The organism is Xanthomonas hortorum, from assembly GCF_011305375.1.
In the GTDB taxonomy this organism is placed as follows: domain Bacteria; phylum Pseudomonadota; class Gammaproteobacteria; order Xanthomonadales; family Xanthomonadaceae; genus Xanthomonas; species Xanthomonas hortorum_E.
The window spans coordinates 15,566-30,883 of sequence record NZ_VCME01000011.1; the positions used below are offsets into that span (position 1 = coordinate 15,566).

14 protein-coding genes are annotated in these 15,318 nt (G+C 63.1%); 8 read left to right on the forward strand and 6 right to left on the reverse strand.

Going from position 1 to position 15,318, the window contains the following annotated elements; genetic code table 11:
- Positions 1 to 71: 71 nt before the first annotated feature.
- Positions 72 to 500 (forward strand): hypothetical protein, encoded by a 429-nt coding sequence (locus tag FFY45_RS11500; protein ID WP_176340536.1) that lies wholly within the window; start codon positions 72 to 74, stop codon positions 498 to 500.
- A gap of 121 nt (positions 501 to 621) precedes the next feature.
- A complete protein-coding gene (locus FFY45_RS11505; RefSeq protein WP_006451916.1) occupies positions 622 to 1,101 on the forward strand; it encodes an outer membrane lipoprotein in 480 nt (159 codons plus the stop codon).
- 88 nt (positions 1,102 to 1,189) lie between these two features.
- Here the strand turns inward: FFY45_RS11505 and FFY45_RS11510 are convergent, their stop codons facing one another.
- Positions 1,190 to 1,405: a cold-shock protein gene (locus FFY45_RS11510; RefSeq protein ID WP_003483561.1), complete on the reverse strand. Its 216-nt coding sequence runs from the start codon at positions 1,403 to 1,405 to the stop codon at positions 1,190 to 1,192.
- A gap of 227 nt (positions 1,406 to 1,632) precedes the next feature.
- On the opposite strand from FFY45_RS11510, the gene FFY45_RS11515 reads away from it, so the two are divergent.
- The 3 genes from FFY45_RS11515 (at position 1,633) to FFY45_RS11525 (ending at position 4,824) form a co-directional block, all read left to right on the forward strand.
- Entirely contained in the window at positions 1,633 to 2,118 is a 486-nt protein-coding gene (locus tag FFY45_RS11515; RefSeq protein WP_176340537.1) for a DUF456 domain-containing protein, read from the forward strand.
- 225 nt (positions 2,119 to 2,343) lie between these two features.
- Positions 2,344 to 3,477 (forward strand): phospholipase A, encoded by a 1,134-nt coding sequence (locus FFY45_RS11520; RefSeq protein WP_074057080.1) that lies wholly within the window; start codon positions 2,344 to 2,346, stop codon positions 3,475 to 3,477.
- Between the two features lie 171 nt (positions 3,478 to 3,648).
- Positions 3,649 to 4,824 (forward strand): sterol desaturase family protein, encoded by a 1,176-nt coding sequence (locus FFY45_RS11525; RefSeq protein ID WP_255171937.1) that lies wholly within the window; start codon positions 3,649 to 3,651, stop codon positions 4,822 to 4,824.
- A gap of 392 nt (positions 4,825 to 5,216) precedes the next feature.
- Here FFY45_RS11525 and FFY45_RS11530 read toward each other — a convergent pair whose 3' ends face one another.
- From FFY45_RS11530 to FFY45_RS11545, 4 genes are all read right to left on the reverse strand, one after another.
- Complete coding sequence (locus FFY45_RS11530) at positions 5,217 to 5,855, reverse strand: carbonic anhydrase (RefSeq protein WP_176340694.1); 639 nt, start codon at positions 5,853 to 5,855, stop codon at positions 5,217 to 5,219.
- 187 nt (positions 5,856 to 6,042) lie between these two features.
- Positions 6,043 to 6,678, reverse strand: coding sequence for a glutathione S-transferase family protein (locus FFY45_RS11535; RefSeq protein ID WP_176340538.1), 636 nt, complete (start codon positions 6,676 to 6,678; stop codon positions 6,043 to 6,045).
- 14 nt (positions 6,679 to 6,692) lie between these two features.
- On the reverse strand, positions 6,693 to 7,118 hold the full coding sequence (locus FFY45_RS11540) for a hypothetical protein (RefSeq protein WP_176340539.1): 426 nt from the start codon (positions 7,116 to 7,118) through the stop codon (positions 6,693 to 6,695).
- A gap of 194 nt (positions 7,119 to 7,312) precedes the next feature.
- On the reverse strand, positions 7,313 to 8,830 hold the full coding sequence (locus FFY45_RS11545; protein WP_176340540.1) for a FumA C-terminus/TtdB family hydratase beta subunit: 1,518 nt from the start codon (positions 8,828 to 8,830) through the stop codon (positions 7,313 to 7,315).
- Between the two features lie 264 nt (positions 8,831 to 9,094).
- Here FFY45_RS11545 and FFY45_RS11550 point away from each other — a divergent pair, with 264 nt between their 5' ends.
- Together FFY45_RS11550 and FFY45_RS11555 are read left to right on the forward strand one after the other, a co-directional pair.
- Positions 9,095 to 10,975 (forward strand): ABC transporter ATP-binding protein, encoded by a 1,881-nt coding sequence (locus tag FFY45_RS11550; RefSeq protein WP_176340541.1) that lies wholly within the window; start codon positions 9,095 to 9,097, stop codon positions 10,973 to 10,975.
- 201 nt (positions 10,976 to 11,176) lie between these two features.
- On the forward strand, positions 11,177 to 11,956 hold the full coding sequence (locus FFY45_RS11555) for a ferredoxin--NADP reductase (protein ID WP_176340542.1): 780 nt from the start codon (positions 11,177 to 11,179) through the stop codon (positions 11,954 to 11,956).
- Between the two features lie 162 nt (positions 11,957 to 12,118).
- Here FFY45_RS11555 and FFY45_RS11560 read toward each other — a convergent pair whose 3' ends face one another.
- Positions 12,119 to 12,604 carry a glutathione peroxidase gene (locus FFY45_RS11560; protein WP_176340543.1) on the reverse strand — a complete coding sequence of 162 codons (486 nt, stop codon included), beginning with the start codon at positions 12,602 to 12,604 and terminating at the stop codon, positions 12,119 to 12,121.
- A gap of 497 nt (positions 12,605 to 13,101) precedes the next feature.
- On the opposite strand from FFY45_RS11560, the gene FFY45_RS11565 reads away from it, so the two are divergent.
- The gene (locus FFY45_RS11565) at positions 13,102 to 15,300 is read left to right on the forward strand and encodes a M3 family metallopeptidase (RefSeq protein ID WP_176340544.1); all 2,199 of its coding nucleotides are present in this window, start codon (positions 13,102 to 13,104) and stop codon (positions 15,298 to 15,300) included.
- Positions 15,301 to 15,318: the final 18 nt, after the last annotated feature.

Genomic DNA, 15,318 nt, shown 5'->3' on the forward strand with positions numbered 1-15,318 from the left:
CTATTTTACGCGCGCCGCTCAACAAGCGCTTGCTTACCCCGCGCCCTCACCGGGCCTTCAGTGGAGCCGCCATGTCCGCTACACCCCCTCACCAATCACGTGCGTCCCGCTACGCGTTCATGCTGATCCTGGGTTTGTTGATCGGCCTGGTCTGCAGCGTGATGGTGGCGCGCGCGCTGCAGGCCAGGCGCAACCCGGTGCCGGACAGCTTGATGCAGGTGATGGCCTATCAATTGCGCTCTTTACAAGCCGCTGCCGGCGAGGCCTGCAACCCGACGCAACAGCAGGCACGACTGCAATCGCTACGGCTGCTTGCAGACGAACTGGAACCCGCATTTGCAGACATCGGCGAAGACCGCCGCTTTGGCGAGCATGCGCAGGCGCTGCGTGCCGCGCTGGATCAGGCGCAGCGCGCGCCATTGCACGATTGCGCCGCGATTGCTGCAGTCAAAACACCGCTGTCGGACGCCTGCGACGCCTGCCACCGTGACTTTCGATGAAGAACGCGCTCGGGTTTCGTTAAGCCTGGAGCGATCCAGTTGGCAGACCGTTCACCTGGACCACCACAGGATGACGTCGCCGCGGCCCTGACCGCTTTTCGAACCACCCCGGAGAGATTTCATGAAGACCCGACTGCTCGTCATTGGCCTGGCTGCAACCGCCACCCTGGTTGGCTGCGCCACCTCTCAACCTCAGTACGGCAGCTATCGCGGCGACCGCGGTTACGACCAGGGGCAGTCGCAGCAGGCGCGCTGCGTGGATTGCGGCATCGTGACCCGCATCGATGAAGTCGGCCCCACCCGCAGCGCGCCCACCGGCACCGGCGCAGTGCTCGGCGGCATCGTCGGCGCGGTGGCCGGCCGTCAGATCTCCAAGGAGACCGGTGGCAGCAAGGGCAACAAGAATGTCTCGGCCGTAGCCGGTGCTGCCGCTGGCGCGCTGGCAGGCAACGCGATCCAGAACAACGTCACCAGCGACAGCTTCGATGTGCAGGTGCGCATGGATGATGGGCGCGTGATCGTGGTGAACCAGCGCGACCTGGCCGGCGTACGCGAAAACGCCTATGTGCGCGTGGTCAACGGCAAGGTCGTGCTGCGCTGATCGGCTTACCCGCTGAGTGACATGACAGAAAGGCCCGGCGACGGGCCTTTCTGCTGTTTGGATGGTGGCTCGAAGTGCTGCGCTGCGCTCAGACCACCTGTACCGCGTCGGCCTGCAGGCCTTTCTGCCCTTGCACGACGGTGAAGCTGACCTTCTGACCTTCCTTGAGACTCTTGAAACCCTGGATCTGGATCGCGCGGAAATGGACGAACACGTCCTCGCCGTTTTCGCGACTGATGAATCCAAAACCCTTGGCATCGTTGAACCACTTCACGACACCATTCTCGCGTTCGATGTTGGACATCTCGACTGACTCCCTACGACACTGTGGTGGACTGGCGGTGGTCGCTGTGATTGCAAGGAGGAGCCGAGGTACAAGGATGTAGCGGATCGGACGATCTGCCGCATCAGGCCACGATTCACGGTGACCGTTGCAAACAGCAGCGCTGGCAACTTAACCCGCACAAAACGATTTTTCAAGAATCCCTTGCGTATTTTTGTCAAGCCTGAAACAGGACATGTCTAAACCATATGGACACCACCGTCGTTTATTACATCCTGGCTGGCGTGCTGGTGCTGATCGGCCTGGCCGGGGTCATCCTGCCGGCGCTACCGGGCCTGCCATTGGTGTTCGTGGGGTTGCTGGTGGCCGCCTGGGCCGATGGCTTCACCCACGTCGGCTGGGTCGCGCTGGTGATCCTGGGCCTGATCACCGCGCTGTCGTTCGCGATCGACTTTTTGGCCACCGTGTACGGCGCAAAGCGCGTCGGCGCCAGCAAGATGGCGTTATGGGGATCGGTGATCGGTTCGATCATTGGCATCTTCTTCATGCCGATCGGCTTGTTTGTCGGCCCGTTTGCCGGGGCGTGGATCGGCGAATACTGGCAGACCCGCAAATCCGACCAGGCCACCAAGGTCGGCATCGGCACCTGGATCGGCATCATGCTGGGCACCGCGAGCAAGCTGGCGCTGGGTCTGTGCATGCTTGGCGTGTTTGCGATCGCCTGGTTTTTCTAGTCAGTCGCTCTAGCGACTACTGACGTTGGTGGCGCCAGACGGATGTTTGAGCCAGACGGCTGTTTCGGTGTTGGCAGCGCGGACAGGTATTGACCTATCGCTGCCCCGCCGACGTAGCCGCCTGAACGAATGTTATGCCGCCGTGTACACACCGCGTATGCAGGCGCGACCGTTAAGCTACAAACCTCTGCGCCTGCCTGGCGCCTTCATTCGGCAAGACTGCCCATGTCAAAGCACCGCACCCGTCCCTTGATGCTGATTGCGCTGGCGGCCGCGCCGCTGGCGCACGCGCAGGAAATCGCCGCAACCCCCGCCTCGCCGCAGGCCTGCACCTCCGTCACCTCGGATGCGGCGCGGCTGGCGTGCTACGACCAGGCGCTGGGCTACACCCCGCAGCTGACCGCAGAAGCCGACGCCGCCGCGCAACTGGCCAAGCAGAAAGAGGCCAAGCCACAGGACGAACGCGCCATCAGCCGCGTCGGCGATTTCTTCCGCGCCGATGGACAGGACCAACCCAAGGCCGAGGCGGTCGCCAATGCCGGCCGTGGCTCGCTGCTGGATCGCCGCTGGGAGCTGGCCAAGGATTCCAAGCTGGGCACATTCCAGCTGCGCGGCTACAAGCCGGTGTATCTGTTGCCGGCGTTCTGGACCAGCGACTCCAACCGCACCCCGCAGTCGCCCAACCCGGCCAACTCGGTGTCCACCCCGCAGCAACTGGACAGTGCCGAGCTGAAGTTCCAGCTCAGCTTCAAGACCAAGGTGGTCGAGGATCTGTTCGGCGACAACGGCGATATCTGGATGGGCTACACCCAGAGCTCGCGCTGGCAGGCCTACAACACCGATGCATCGCGCCCGTTCCGCGAAACCAACTACGAGCCGGAGGCGATGTTGGTGTTCCGCAACAACTACAGCCTGTTCGGCTGGAAGGGCCGCATGAGCGGCATTAGCATCAATCACATGTCCAACGGCCGCGAGGACCCGCTGTCGCGTTCCTGGAACCGGGTGATCCTCAACATCGGTCTGGATCGCGAGAACTGGGCACTGACGCTGCGTCCGTGGTTCCGCATCAAGGAAGACCGCGCCGACGACAATAATCCCGATATCGAGGATTACATGGGCCGCGGCGACGCGACCCTGGTCTACAACAAGGACGGCCACGAATTCGCATTGATCGCACGGCATTCGCTGCGTGGTGGCGATCGCTCGCACGGCTCGGTGCAGCTAGACTACGGTTTCCCGATCACCAACCTGCTGCGCGGCCATGTGCAGGTGTTCGACGGCTACGGCGAAAGCCTGATCGACTACAACCACAAGGCGACCTATATCGGCCTGGGTGTGTCGTTGTTGGAGTGGTTCTAACCGCGTGCCGTTTCACTGGCCGGCGCAGTGCCGGCCAGTCGCCAGCGTCGACGTTTGATCGGAGCTGGCGTGCCCGTCGCAAAACGCTTGCGGCCGAGCACGCGTACTGGGAGCATGGATGCACGCACTCCGTGCACGGCCAAGCAGGCCGCCCCGTCGACAGGACGTCCCATGGCTCGCCCGCACCGCTCCTTCTTCGCCCATGCCTCTGCGCTGCTGGGCGTGCTCAGTCTGATGGGTGTGGTGTGTTTCCACTTTCCCGATCTGTTGACCAGCCGCGAGTTCCGCGCCGCCTATAACGAGCAGTTCGCACGCCATCTCCTGCTAGTCGGGCTGGTTGCCGCGTTCTTGCTGGGTACCTTCGCCATTCTGCGTGACCGCAACAAGCGCATTGCGATGGTTGGTGTGGGCAGCGCAACGTTGGCGGTGTTGTTCGGCGGCACCAATGTGCAGTTCGATACGATCGGGCGCACGCCCTATTCGCTTGGCCTGGACTGGTTTGTGATTTCGCTGTTTTTCTCGGCGCTGGTGTTCGTGCCGCTGGAACGCTATCTGGGCAAGCGCCGCATTTCGCCGCTACGCCAGGGCTGGCGCACCGATATCGGCTACTTTTTCATGAGCCATGTGCTGGTGCAGTTCATCCTGATCCTGGTCACCGCCTCCACGTCGGGTATCGCCGGGCTGGCCGCGTTTCCATCGCTGAAAGCGGCAATCCAGTCCCTGCCGGTGTGGGGACAGTTTCTGATCGCAGTCTTCGTTGCCGACATGGCGCAGGCATCGCTGCATCGGGCGTATCACAACATCCCGTGGCTGTGGCGCTTCCACGCGGTGCATCACTCCAGCCGCGAGATGGACTGGCTGGCCGGATCGCGCATCCATTTTGTGGAAATCGTGCTGACCCGCAGTGCGGTGCTGCTGCCGCTGTTGATTCTCGGTTTTTCGACCCCGGCGGTGAATGCGTACGTGATTCTGGTCGGTCTGCAGGCGGTGCTCGCACATTCCAACCTCGGCCTGCGTTTTGGCTGGCTGGAATACGTGCTGGTCTTGCCGCGTTATCACCATTGGCATCATGCGCGCCAGCAGGACTATATCGACGTCAACTACGCCATCCATCTGCCCTTGGTGGACATGTTGATGGGCACGTTCAAACTGCCGCCGAGTCGCGATGCGTGGCCGCAAGAATACGGCGTCATGAAACTGGAAACGGTGCCCAAGGGACTGATGCGCCAGCACCTGATGCCATTCCGTCGGCGCAAGACGTTCGACGATTATGTGGACCAAAAACTTGAGATACGGTTTGCGTTGGAGTGTTTGCCCAGCGCAGATAATCACGTGCAGAACGGCTGATCTGCGGCCTGGCTGCAGGCCCTTGCCCGCCCACCATCGCGGGACACGCCGCAAGTACGTCCCTGTAGGCTCTTACGCGGCATCCATGCCGCGTAAGGTCCCGCGATGGTGGGCGGGCAAGGACCAGTCGGGATGGTCGGTGTGCATGGTTGCTAGCAGTGGATGCGGCGCGGCTGTCCGATGAGCTGCGGTTTGATCAGCGCCTGCGATCTGATCGATGTCACTACCATTCCAGACATCACTCCATTCGCTCAACGAACGCGACACGTTGCCGCCATCGATACAGTGTGCGGGCGGTTGTGTCAGAGCTGACGACCGCACCGCACCGCATATATGAAAACAGCGCAGGAGATAATCCTGCGCTGTCATTGCCCGAACCATTGCAATAACCATCAGACGTCGAAGAAATCTACCTTGCCGTCTTTCAGGGTGTAATACGCGCCGACCACGCGGACATTGCCTGCGCGCAGCGGTTCCAGCAGTGCTGGCTCGGAAGCGGCACGCAGGCGGTCGACGGTGCGCTTGACGTTGGCCTTGACCGAGTCGGCCAGCAAGTCAGCGCCGCCCTTGCTCTTGGCAGTCAGCACGGCGGGGACGATCGGCTCGATCATCGAGCCGATCGCGCCGGGGAAGAACGCGCCCTGCTCCACCACCGACACCGCGGCGGCAACCGCGCCGCAACTCTCGTGGCCCATCACCACCACCAGCGGCACGCCAAGCTGGCTCACCGCATATTCGATCGAACCCAATGCAGTGGTATCGACGGTGTTGCCGGCGTTGCGCACGATGAACATCTCGCCCAGGCCGCGACCGAACAGCAGTTCCGGCGGCACGCGCGAATCCGAGCACGACACCAGGATCACGAACGGGGTCTGACCCAGCGCCAGTTCCAGCCGGCGCTTGCCGTCGGAGATCACCTTCTTGGGACGGTTCTCGACAAACGCAGCGTTGCCGTCACGCAGGGTCTGCAACGCCTGCTCGGCGTTTAGATCGGTTTTCTTCGACGGCGCGGCGCGCACAGCGAATGGCAGTGACGCGGCGGCGGCCGCGACCGGCGCGCAACAGGCGCATTGCAGCAATTTTCGACGGGATGCGGAATGCGACATGGACGAGCCCCTGCTCTCTGGTTGGTGTCGCGATCGTACTACGCGGCAAGCGCAGCGGAACGCTTTGAAGCGCGCTGATGGACGCCGCACAACGCCTGCTGCGGCTGGAGATTCAGGTCCAGTCCGTTAGACCCTCGCGGCGATAGGTTTCCTGAAACGCCGGCCGGGCTTTCATTCGCTGCGCATGCGCGTGCAGCGCCGGCCAGGTATCGCTGGGCCGGGGCATATTGCGCGACCAGCGCATCATCATGGTCAGCATGAAATCGGCTGCCGACAGCGTCTGGCCGAGCAGATACGGACCATTGGCTTGCAGGTGCGCATCGACCTGGGCCCAGGCCGCTTCGAGTTTTTGCCGTGCCTGCGCCTGCGCCGCATCGCTATGCGCAGCGCCCGCCGGCTCGCTCGGGTAGAACCAGGCGCGATACGCCGGCTGCAAGGTGTTGGCGCAGAAGAACATCCACCTGTAGTAGTCCGCACGCGCAGGCGTGCCGACCTGCGGTGCCAGCCCGGCCTGCGGATACAGGTCGGCCAAATGCAGCACGATTGCTGCAGCTTCGGTCAACACCTGGCCGTCCAGCACCAGTGTCGGCACCACGCCGGCCGGATTGAGTGCCAGGTATTCAGGCGATTTCTGCTCGGCGCGATCGAAATCCAGCGGATGCAGCACGTGCGGCACATCCAGTTCGATCAGCAGCCAATGCACGACCAGGGCTGCGGTGCTGGGGGAGTGATAAAGCGTTGTGGTCATACGGATTCCTGAAGTCAGTTGGTGCAGGCGCGCAGGCAGGCGAGCTTGCGTGGTTCACAGCGATTGTCGTCGCTCTGTTGGCTGCAATCGAAGACCTGCGCGAGGCAATTGGCCCGCTGTGCCGGATTCTGCACGTCATCGCAGCGTTTTCCGCGCGGCGCCACCGAGGCGCTGCAACTGCTCTCGCTAGGCCGATCGGCGCGGCATTGCCTGGCACTCTGGTTGCACTGCGCGATGCAACGGTCCGACGCTGCGGGCCCGCTGAATCGTGTGGAGGGCTCGCTTGGCCTGAGTGGCTTTTTTTCTTCAAACGGCACCGGCGCGGCCGGTTTTGGCGCGTAGTTGCCGGAAGGAAACAGCACCGTCGGTGCTGTCTTCTGTTGCGCTGCCACAACCTGGCTGAGACAGACCAACAACGCGATGCAGATGAGTCGGAGCATTCCTGTTCTCCTGTGACCGTCAGTACGCCGAGCAAAACGGGTTGTCGCTCGGCGTTGCCTGGCCGCGTGGTCGATCCGGCAGGCCGTCTTCATCCCGATAGACAGACACCGGCTGATGACGGGGACCTACGCGTATTAACTTGTTTGCGGGACGCGGCGACGCCGTGCAGTTGCGTCGCCGCTCCAGGCCAAGCTTATTCCACCACCACCGGAATCTTGCCGATGCGCGACTGCCACAAACGTGGCCCGGTCTTGTGCACCGACTCGCCGGTGGAATCCACAGCGACGGTCACCGGCATGTCCTTGACCTCGAATTCGTAGATCGCCTCCATGCCCAGATCTTCGAACGCCAGCACGCGCGCGGCCTTGATCGCCTTGGACACCAGGTACGCCGAGCCGCCGACGGCCATCAGATAGACAGCCTTGTTGTCGCGGATCGCATCGATCGCCGCATCGCCGCGCTCGGACTTGCCGACCATGCCAAGCAGGCCGGTTTGTTCCAGCATCTGGCGGGTGAACTTGTCCATGCGGGTGGCAGTGGTCGGGCCGGCCGGGCCGACCACTTCATCGCGCACCGGGTCGACCGGGCCGACGTAGTAGATGAAGCGGTTGGTGAAGTCGACCGGCAAGGTTTCGCCCTTGTTGAGCATGTCGATCATGCGTTTGTGCGCGGCGTCGCGGCCGGTCAGCAGCTTGCCGTTGAGCAGCACCACTTCGCCGGGCTTGAAGCTGGCGACTTCCTCGCGGGTGATGGTGTCCAGATTCACCCGGCGCGCGTTGGTCGGGTTGTAGGTGAGCTTGGGCCAGTCTTCCAGCGACGGCGGGTCCAGCATCACCGGGCCGCTGCCGTCCAGGGTGAAGTGCGCGTGGCGGGTGGCGGCGCAGTTGGGAATCAGCGCCACCGGCAGGTTGGCGGCGTGGGTCGGGTAATCCTTGACCTTGATGTCGAGCACCGTGGTCAGGCCGCCCAGCCCCTGCGCGCCGATGCCGAGCGCGTTGACCTTTTCGTACAGCTCCAGGCGCAATTCTTCGGCGCGATTGGAGGCGCCACGGGCCTGCAGATCGACGATGTCGATCGGCTCCATCAGCGCTTCCTTGGCCAGCAGCATGGCCTTTTCGGCGGTACCGCCAATACCGATGCCGAGCATGCCCGGCGGGCACCAGCCGGCGCCCATGGTCGGCACAGTCTTGAGCACCCAGTCGACGATGGAATCGGACGGGTTGAGCATGGCGAATTTGCTCTTGGCTTCCGAGCCGCCGCCCTTGGCCGCGACGATCACTTCGACATGGTGGCCAGGCACGATCTTGGTGTTGACCACCGCCGGGGTGTTGTCCTTGGTGTTCTGCCGCTTGCCGGCCGGGTCGGCCAGCACGCTGGCGCGCAGCTTGTTATCGGGGTGGTTGTAGGCGCGGCGCACGCCTTCGTTGACCATGTCTTCCACACCCATGGTGGCGTCGTCCCAGCGCACGTTCATGCCGATTTCCAGGAACACGGTGACGATGCCGGTGTCCTGGCAGATCGGGCGGTGGCCTTCGGCGCACATGCGCGAGTTGATCAGGATCTGCGCGATGGCGTCCTTGGCGGCCGGCGACTCTTCGCGCTCGTAAGCGGCGGACAGATTCTTGATGTAGTCGACCGGGTGGTAATAGCTGATGTACTGCAGCGCGTCGGCGACGGACTGGATGAGGTCTTCCTGCTTGATCGAGGTCACGGCTGGCTCTACGGCTGGCGGGGGCAATCCGGGCATTTTAGTCCAAACTTCCAGCGCGTCCTGCGGCCGCGTCAATGGCTGCGATTGACCAGCCAAGGATTGCGTGGCGCCTGACCCAACGCCCGGGTGCCCTGCGATACACCGGCCGCACCGATTTGCGAGTTCGCAGTCAGCGGTAGAGCACTGATCGCGCGCCGATGCCGGCATGCTCGCTGGCGCCCATCCAACACTTCACGCCTACGCAAAGCGCTGCACACTAGCGCGATGTCAGCATCCCGTTCCGGCGCCACCGCGCCCGCCGCACCCCGTACCGGCCCCACCCTGCGCGAGCGCTTGAATGCGTTGCGTAACCTGCCACCGTTCCTGCGCCAGATCTGGCAGACCAGCCGCTGGCTGAGCGCCAGCAGCATCGGCCTGCGCGTGCTGCGCGCGTTGATGCCGGTGGCCACGCTCTACATCGGCAAACTGATCATCGACGAGGCGATCCATCTGGTCGGCCAACCGCCGGCCTTCGATTCGCTGACCCAGGCGCTGAGCAGCGGCCGCCTGAACCGGCTGCTGGAATTGCTGGCGCTGGAACTGGCGCTGGCAATCGGTTCGGATCTGCTCGGCCGGCTGGTCGGCTACGCCGATGCGCTGCTGTCGGAGTTGTTCAACAACGCCGCCAGCGTGCGCCTGATGGAACACGCCGCACAGCTGGATCTGGAGGATTTCGAAGACCCCGACCGGCAGGACAAGCTGGATCGGGCGCGGCGCCAGACCATGAACCGCATGAACCTGATGAGCCAGTTGTTCGGCCAGGTGCAGGACGCCATTACCGTGGTCAGCCTGGCGGTGGGCCTGGTGGTGTATGCGCCATGGTTGATCCTGCTGCTGGCCATCGCGCTGATCCCGGCCTTCATCGGCGAGGCGCATTTCAACGCATTGGGCTATTCGCTCAACTTCCAGTGGACGCCGGAGCGGCGCCAGCTCGATTACCTGCGCCAGGTCGGCGCCAGCGTCGAGACCGCAAAGGAAGTCAAGATCCTCAACCTGCACCGCTTTTTGATCGCACGCTATCGCCGGCTGGCCGACAAGTTCTTCCAGGCCAATCGCGCATTGGCGCGCAAGCGTGCGTTGTGGGGCGCGCTACTGGCTGCGCTGGGCACATTGGGTTACTACATGGCCTATGGCTATATCGCCTGGCGCACCGTGCGCGGCGATTTCAGCATCGGCGATCTGACCTTTCTGGCCGGCAGTTTCCTGCGCCTGCGCCAGTTGCTGGAAGGCCTGCTGATCGGGTTTTCGCAGGTCGCCGGCCAGGCCTTGTATCTGGACGATCTGTATTCGTTCTTCAACATCGTGCCGGAAATCCGCTCGCGCCCGAATGCACTGCCGGTGCCGCGACCGATCCGCCAGGGCTTCGTGTTCGAGGATGTGGGTTTTCGCTATCCGGACGCCGAACAGTGGACGGTGCGGCACCTGGATTTCGAGCTGCGGGCGGGCGAAGTGCTGGCCCTGGTCGGCGAAAACGGCGCCGGCAAGACCACCCTGGTCAAGCTGCTGGCAAGGCTGTACGACCCGGACGAAGGCCGCATCCTGCTCGATGGGCAGGACCTGCGCGATTACGATCTGGACGATCTGCGCGCCAACCTGGGCGTGATCTTTCAGGACTTCGTGCGCTATCACTTGAGCGTTGGCGAGAACATTGGCGTGGGCCAGGTCGATGCGATGGACGATGCACCGCGCATCCAGGCCGCCGCCCAGCGCGCGATGGCCGGCGAGCTCATCGACAGCCTGCCCGATGGCTACGATCAATTGATCGGCCGACGCTTCAAGAACAGCGTGGATCTGTCCGGCGGGCAATGGCAGAAGATCGCCATCGCACGCGCCTACATGCGCGATGCGCAGCTGATGATCCTGGACGAACCCACCGCCGCACTGGATGCACGCAGCGAGTTCGAGGTATTCCAGCGTTTCAAGGAATTGTCGGACAACCGCACCGCGGTGCTGATCTCGCACCGCTTCTCCAGCGTGCGCATGGCCGACCGCATCCTGGTGCTGGCCGCTGGCCGCATCGAGGCCAACGGCACGCATGCGGAGTTGATGGCGCAGGGTGGGCGGTATGCGGAGTTGTTCGAGCTGCAGGCGGCGGGGTATCGGTGAGGCGGGGATGCGGGATTGGAGATTGGGGATTGGCCTGAGCTGCAGGTCCATCGCGGGCCCGAGAACGTCCAGGACCCAAGGATCCGCTCTTGCGAATCACCAATCCCGACTCCCGACTCCCGGCTAGCTAAATGAGAGTTCATCTCATTTGGCCGGCTTGAGGTAGAATTGGCAGGTACTCTTCCCACGACACTCACCGGCATGTCTTCCGCTTTCGGCGCCCAAACGGTGCTCGAGGTCCGTCACTGGACCGACGCCTACTTCAGCTTCACCACGACCCGCGATGCCGGGTTCCGTTTCGAGAACGGCCAGTTCGTGATGATCGGCCTGGAAACCGAGACGCGCCCGTTGCTGCGTGCGTACTCGATCGCCAGCGCCAACTGGGAAGAACATCTGGAGTTCTTCAGTATCAAGGTGCCGGACGGCCCGCTCACCTCGCGGCTGCAGCACATCAAACCGGGAGACCAGGTACTGGTCGGCAAGAAGCCCACCGGCACGCTGCTGATCAGCGACCTGCACCCGGGACGCAATCTCTATCTGCTGGGCACCGGCACCGGTCTGGCGCCGTGGCTGTCGGTGATCAAGGATCCGGAAACCTACGAACGCTTTGACAAGGTGATCCTGACCCAGGGCGTGCGCTTCGTGCAGGATCTGGCCTACCGCGACTACTTCGAGCGCGAGCTGCCGCAGCACGAATTTCTCGGCGACCTCCTGCGCGACAAGTTGCTGTATTACCCGGCGGTGACGCGCGAAGCCTTCGCCAACCGGGGCCGCCTGACCGAGCTGATGGAAGACGGCCGCATGCAGCAGACGCTGGGCTTGCCGCCGCTGGATCCGGCCAACGACCGCTTCATGATCTGCGGCAGCCCGCAGATGCTGGCCGACCTGCGCAACGTGCTGGATGCGCGCGGCTTCGAAACCTCGCCACGCATCGGCACGCCGGGGCATTACGTCTTCGAGCGCGCGTTTGTAGAGAAGTGATGCGGCGCGCGTGAAACGCCAGCGATGGTGCGGCGTGTTACGTAGACCGCATCGCCAGCGCGCGTGCGTCGTAGGAGCGCCCCTGGGCGCGATGAAGCATTCCCGGTAACGCCTCATCGCGCCCAAGGGCGCTCCTACGTTTTAGCAACACGCCCTGCAAGATCACGCGCCCAGCGCGCGCTCGATATCTGCAGCCAACGCTTCCGGCTTGGTGGTCGGCGCATAACGCTCCAGCACGCGGCCATCGCGCCCAATCAGGAACTTGGTGAAATTCCACTTGATCGCTTCCGAGCCCAGGACGCCGCGCTGTTCGTGCTTGAGGTGCTGCCACAGCGGATGCGCGCCACTGCCGTTGACCTCGATCTTCTCGGCCAGCGGAAAATCCACCGAATAATCGAGCGAGCAGAACTGGCGGATCTGCGCCGCGTCGCCCGGCTCCTGATGACCGAACTGATCGCACGGGAATCCGATCACCACCAAGCCACGTTCGCGATAGCGCTGCCACAGCGCCTGCAGGCCTGCGTATTGCGGCGTAAAGCCGCATTTCGAGGCGACATTCACCACCAGCAGCACCTTGCCGGCGTAGTCGCGCATCGACTGCGTGCGACCTTCCAGGTCGGTGAATTCAAACGTGGAGATGTCGCTCATGGCGTGCTCGGATGCTCAGGGAAACGGCAGCGTAGCCCAGCTGTCGGCATTGCGGCACTGCATCCGCACTGCGCGTGCTCAGCACGCGCGCACCAGCAGAAAGGCGCAACAGATCGACGCTCTGTTGGGGCCATCCCCACATTTCATCCAATGTCTCCGAATCATTATTGGCGCCGCAGGTGAAACGCCAGGCGGCCTCACAAAGCGAACGAGAACCAAGCGAGCCATCATTGGACCAGCCCAGATGGCGCACTTCGCCGCAGCGTTTGACTACGGCATTTCACGGTAACGCAGCGTCTTGTGAGTCGCGGTCCAGCGGCGCCAGCTAACGGCAGAGCCCGCGTGCACTGCCGCCGACCAGCTGGTCGAGCTCGGCCTGGTCCACCGGCCACGTTCGCGGATTGGCTACACGATGACCTTGCAGCCATGCCTTTTGTCACACGCCTGTCCGGCCCGACTGGGTTAGCCTCGGCGGTTCGCACTTTGGAGCCACTCTCTTGACCACCCGTCTCGCCTTTGCCCTGGCCGCTTCCCTGGGACTTGCCATGCCGTCCTACAGCATCGCCGCACCTGCCGCCACGCAGGCCGCCACCCAAGCCAACCCGTTCTTTGCCGACAGCACGCTGCCGCTGCATTACCCGCATTTCGACAAGATCACCGACAGCGATTTTGCTCCCGCCTTCGACGCCGGCATGACCGAGCAGTTGAAGGAAGTGGAAAAGATCGCCAACCAGAAAGCCAAGCCGAGCTTCGACAACACCATCATTGCGCTGGAAAAAAGCGGCTCCACGCTCGATCGCGCCACCACGGTGTTCTTCAACCTGGTCGGTGCCGACACCAACGATGCGCGCAAGAAACTGCAGGCCGATTATTCGGCGAAATTCGCCGCGCACCGCGACGCGATCTCGCTCAATAGCAAGCTGTTTGCGCGCATCCAGACCTTGTACGACCAACGCAGCAAACTAGGCCTGGACGCGCAAGGCCTGCGCCTGGTCGAGAAGTACCACAGCGATTTCGTGCGCGATGGCGCCAAGCTCTCCGATGCCGACAAGACCACGCTCAAGGCGATGAATGCCGAGCTGGCCAACCTGGGCACCACCTTCAGCCAGAACGTGCTGGCCGAAGTGAATGCCGCCGCAGTCGTCGTCGATGACGTCAAGCAGCTCGATGGCCTGTCAGACGAGCAGATCGCCTCCGCCGCCGAAGCCGCCAAGGCGCGCAAGCTCGATGGCAAGTATGTAATCGCGCTGCTCAACACCACCGGCCAGCCGCCGCTGACCCAGCTGAAGAATCGCGAGCTGCGCAAGAAGATCTACGACGCGTCGGTGTCGCGTGGCAGCCACGGCGGCCAGTACGACAACACCGCGCTGGTCGCACGCATCATGAAGCTGCGCGCAGACAAGGCCAAGCTGCTCGGCTTCCCCACCTACGCCGCCTATTCGCTGGAAAACCAGACCGCCAAGACGCCGGAAGCGGTCAACGCGATGCTGGGCAAGCTGGCGCCGGCGGCAGTGGCCAATGCCAAGCGCGAAGCGGCCGATCTGCAGGCGATGATCGACAAGGAACAAAAAGCCGCGCGCAAGCCGAGCTTCAAGCTCGAAGCCTGGGATTGGGCCTACTACAGCGAGAAAGTGCGCCAGGCCAAGTACAACTTCGACGAGTCGCAGCTCAAGCCGTATTTCGAGCTGAAGAACGTGCTGGAAAACGGCGTGTTCTATGCGGCCAATCAGGAATACGGCCTGACCTTCAAGCAGCGCACCGACCTGCCGACCTATCGCGACGACATCACCGTCTACGACGTGTTCGATGCCGACGGCAAGCAGTTGGCGATCTTCATCGCCGACATGTACGCACGCGAATCCAAGCGCGGCGGCGCGTGGATGAACTCGTATGTCTCGCAATCGGATCTGACCGGTTTCAAGCCGGTGGTGGCCAATCACCTCAATATTCCCAAGCCGCCGGCCGGCCAGCCCACGTTGCTGACCTGGGACGAAGTGACCACCATGTTCCATGAGTTCGGCCATGCGCTGCACGGCATGTTCTCGGACGTCAAATACCCGTATTTCTCCGGCACCAGCGTGCCGCGCGACTTCGTCGAGTTCCCCTCGCAGGTCAACGAAATGTGGGCCGATGAGCCATCCATCCTGAAGAACTACGCCAAGCATTACCAGAACGGCACGCCGATGCCGCAGGCATTGCTGGACAAGGTGATTGCTGCCTCCAAGTTCAACCAGGGCTTTGCCACCACCGAATATCTGGGTGCGGCGATGCTGGATCAGAACTGGCACCAACTCAGCGCCAACCAGGTGCCCGACGCAGCCGGCGTCATGGCCTTCGAAGCCAAGGCCCTGCAGCAGGACGGCATTGCCTACGCGCCGGTGCCGCCGCGCTACAAGACCCCGTATTTCAGCCACATCATGGGCGGTTACGCGGCGGGCTACTACGCCTACATCTGGTCAGAAGTGCTCGACGCCAACACCCAGCAGTGGTTCAAGCAGCATGGCGGGTTGAGCCGCGCCAATGGCGATCGTTTCCGCCAGACCCTGCTCTCGCGTGGCGGCAGCGTGGATGCGATGGAGCTGTTCCAGAACTTTGCCGGGCATGCGCCGCAGATCGAGCCCCTGCTCGAAAAGCGCGGCCTGAGCGCGCAAGGCGGCGATGGTGCTACGCCGGAAGCACCGCAGTCCAAGCCGTAAAGGGACCTGCAGAAAATA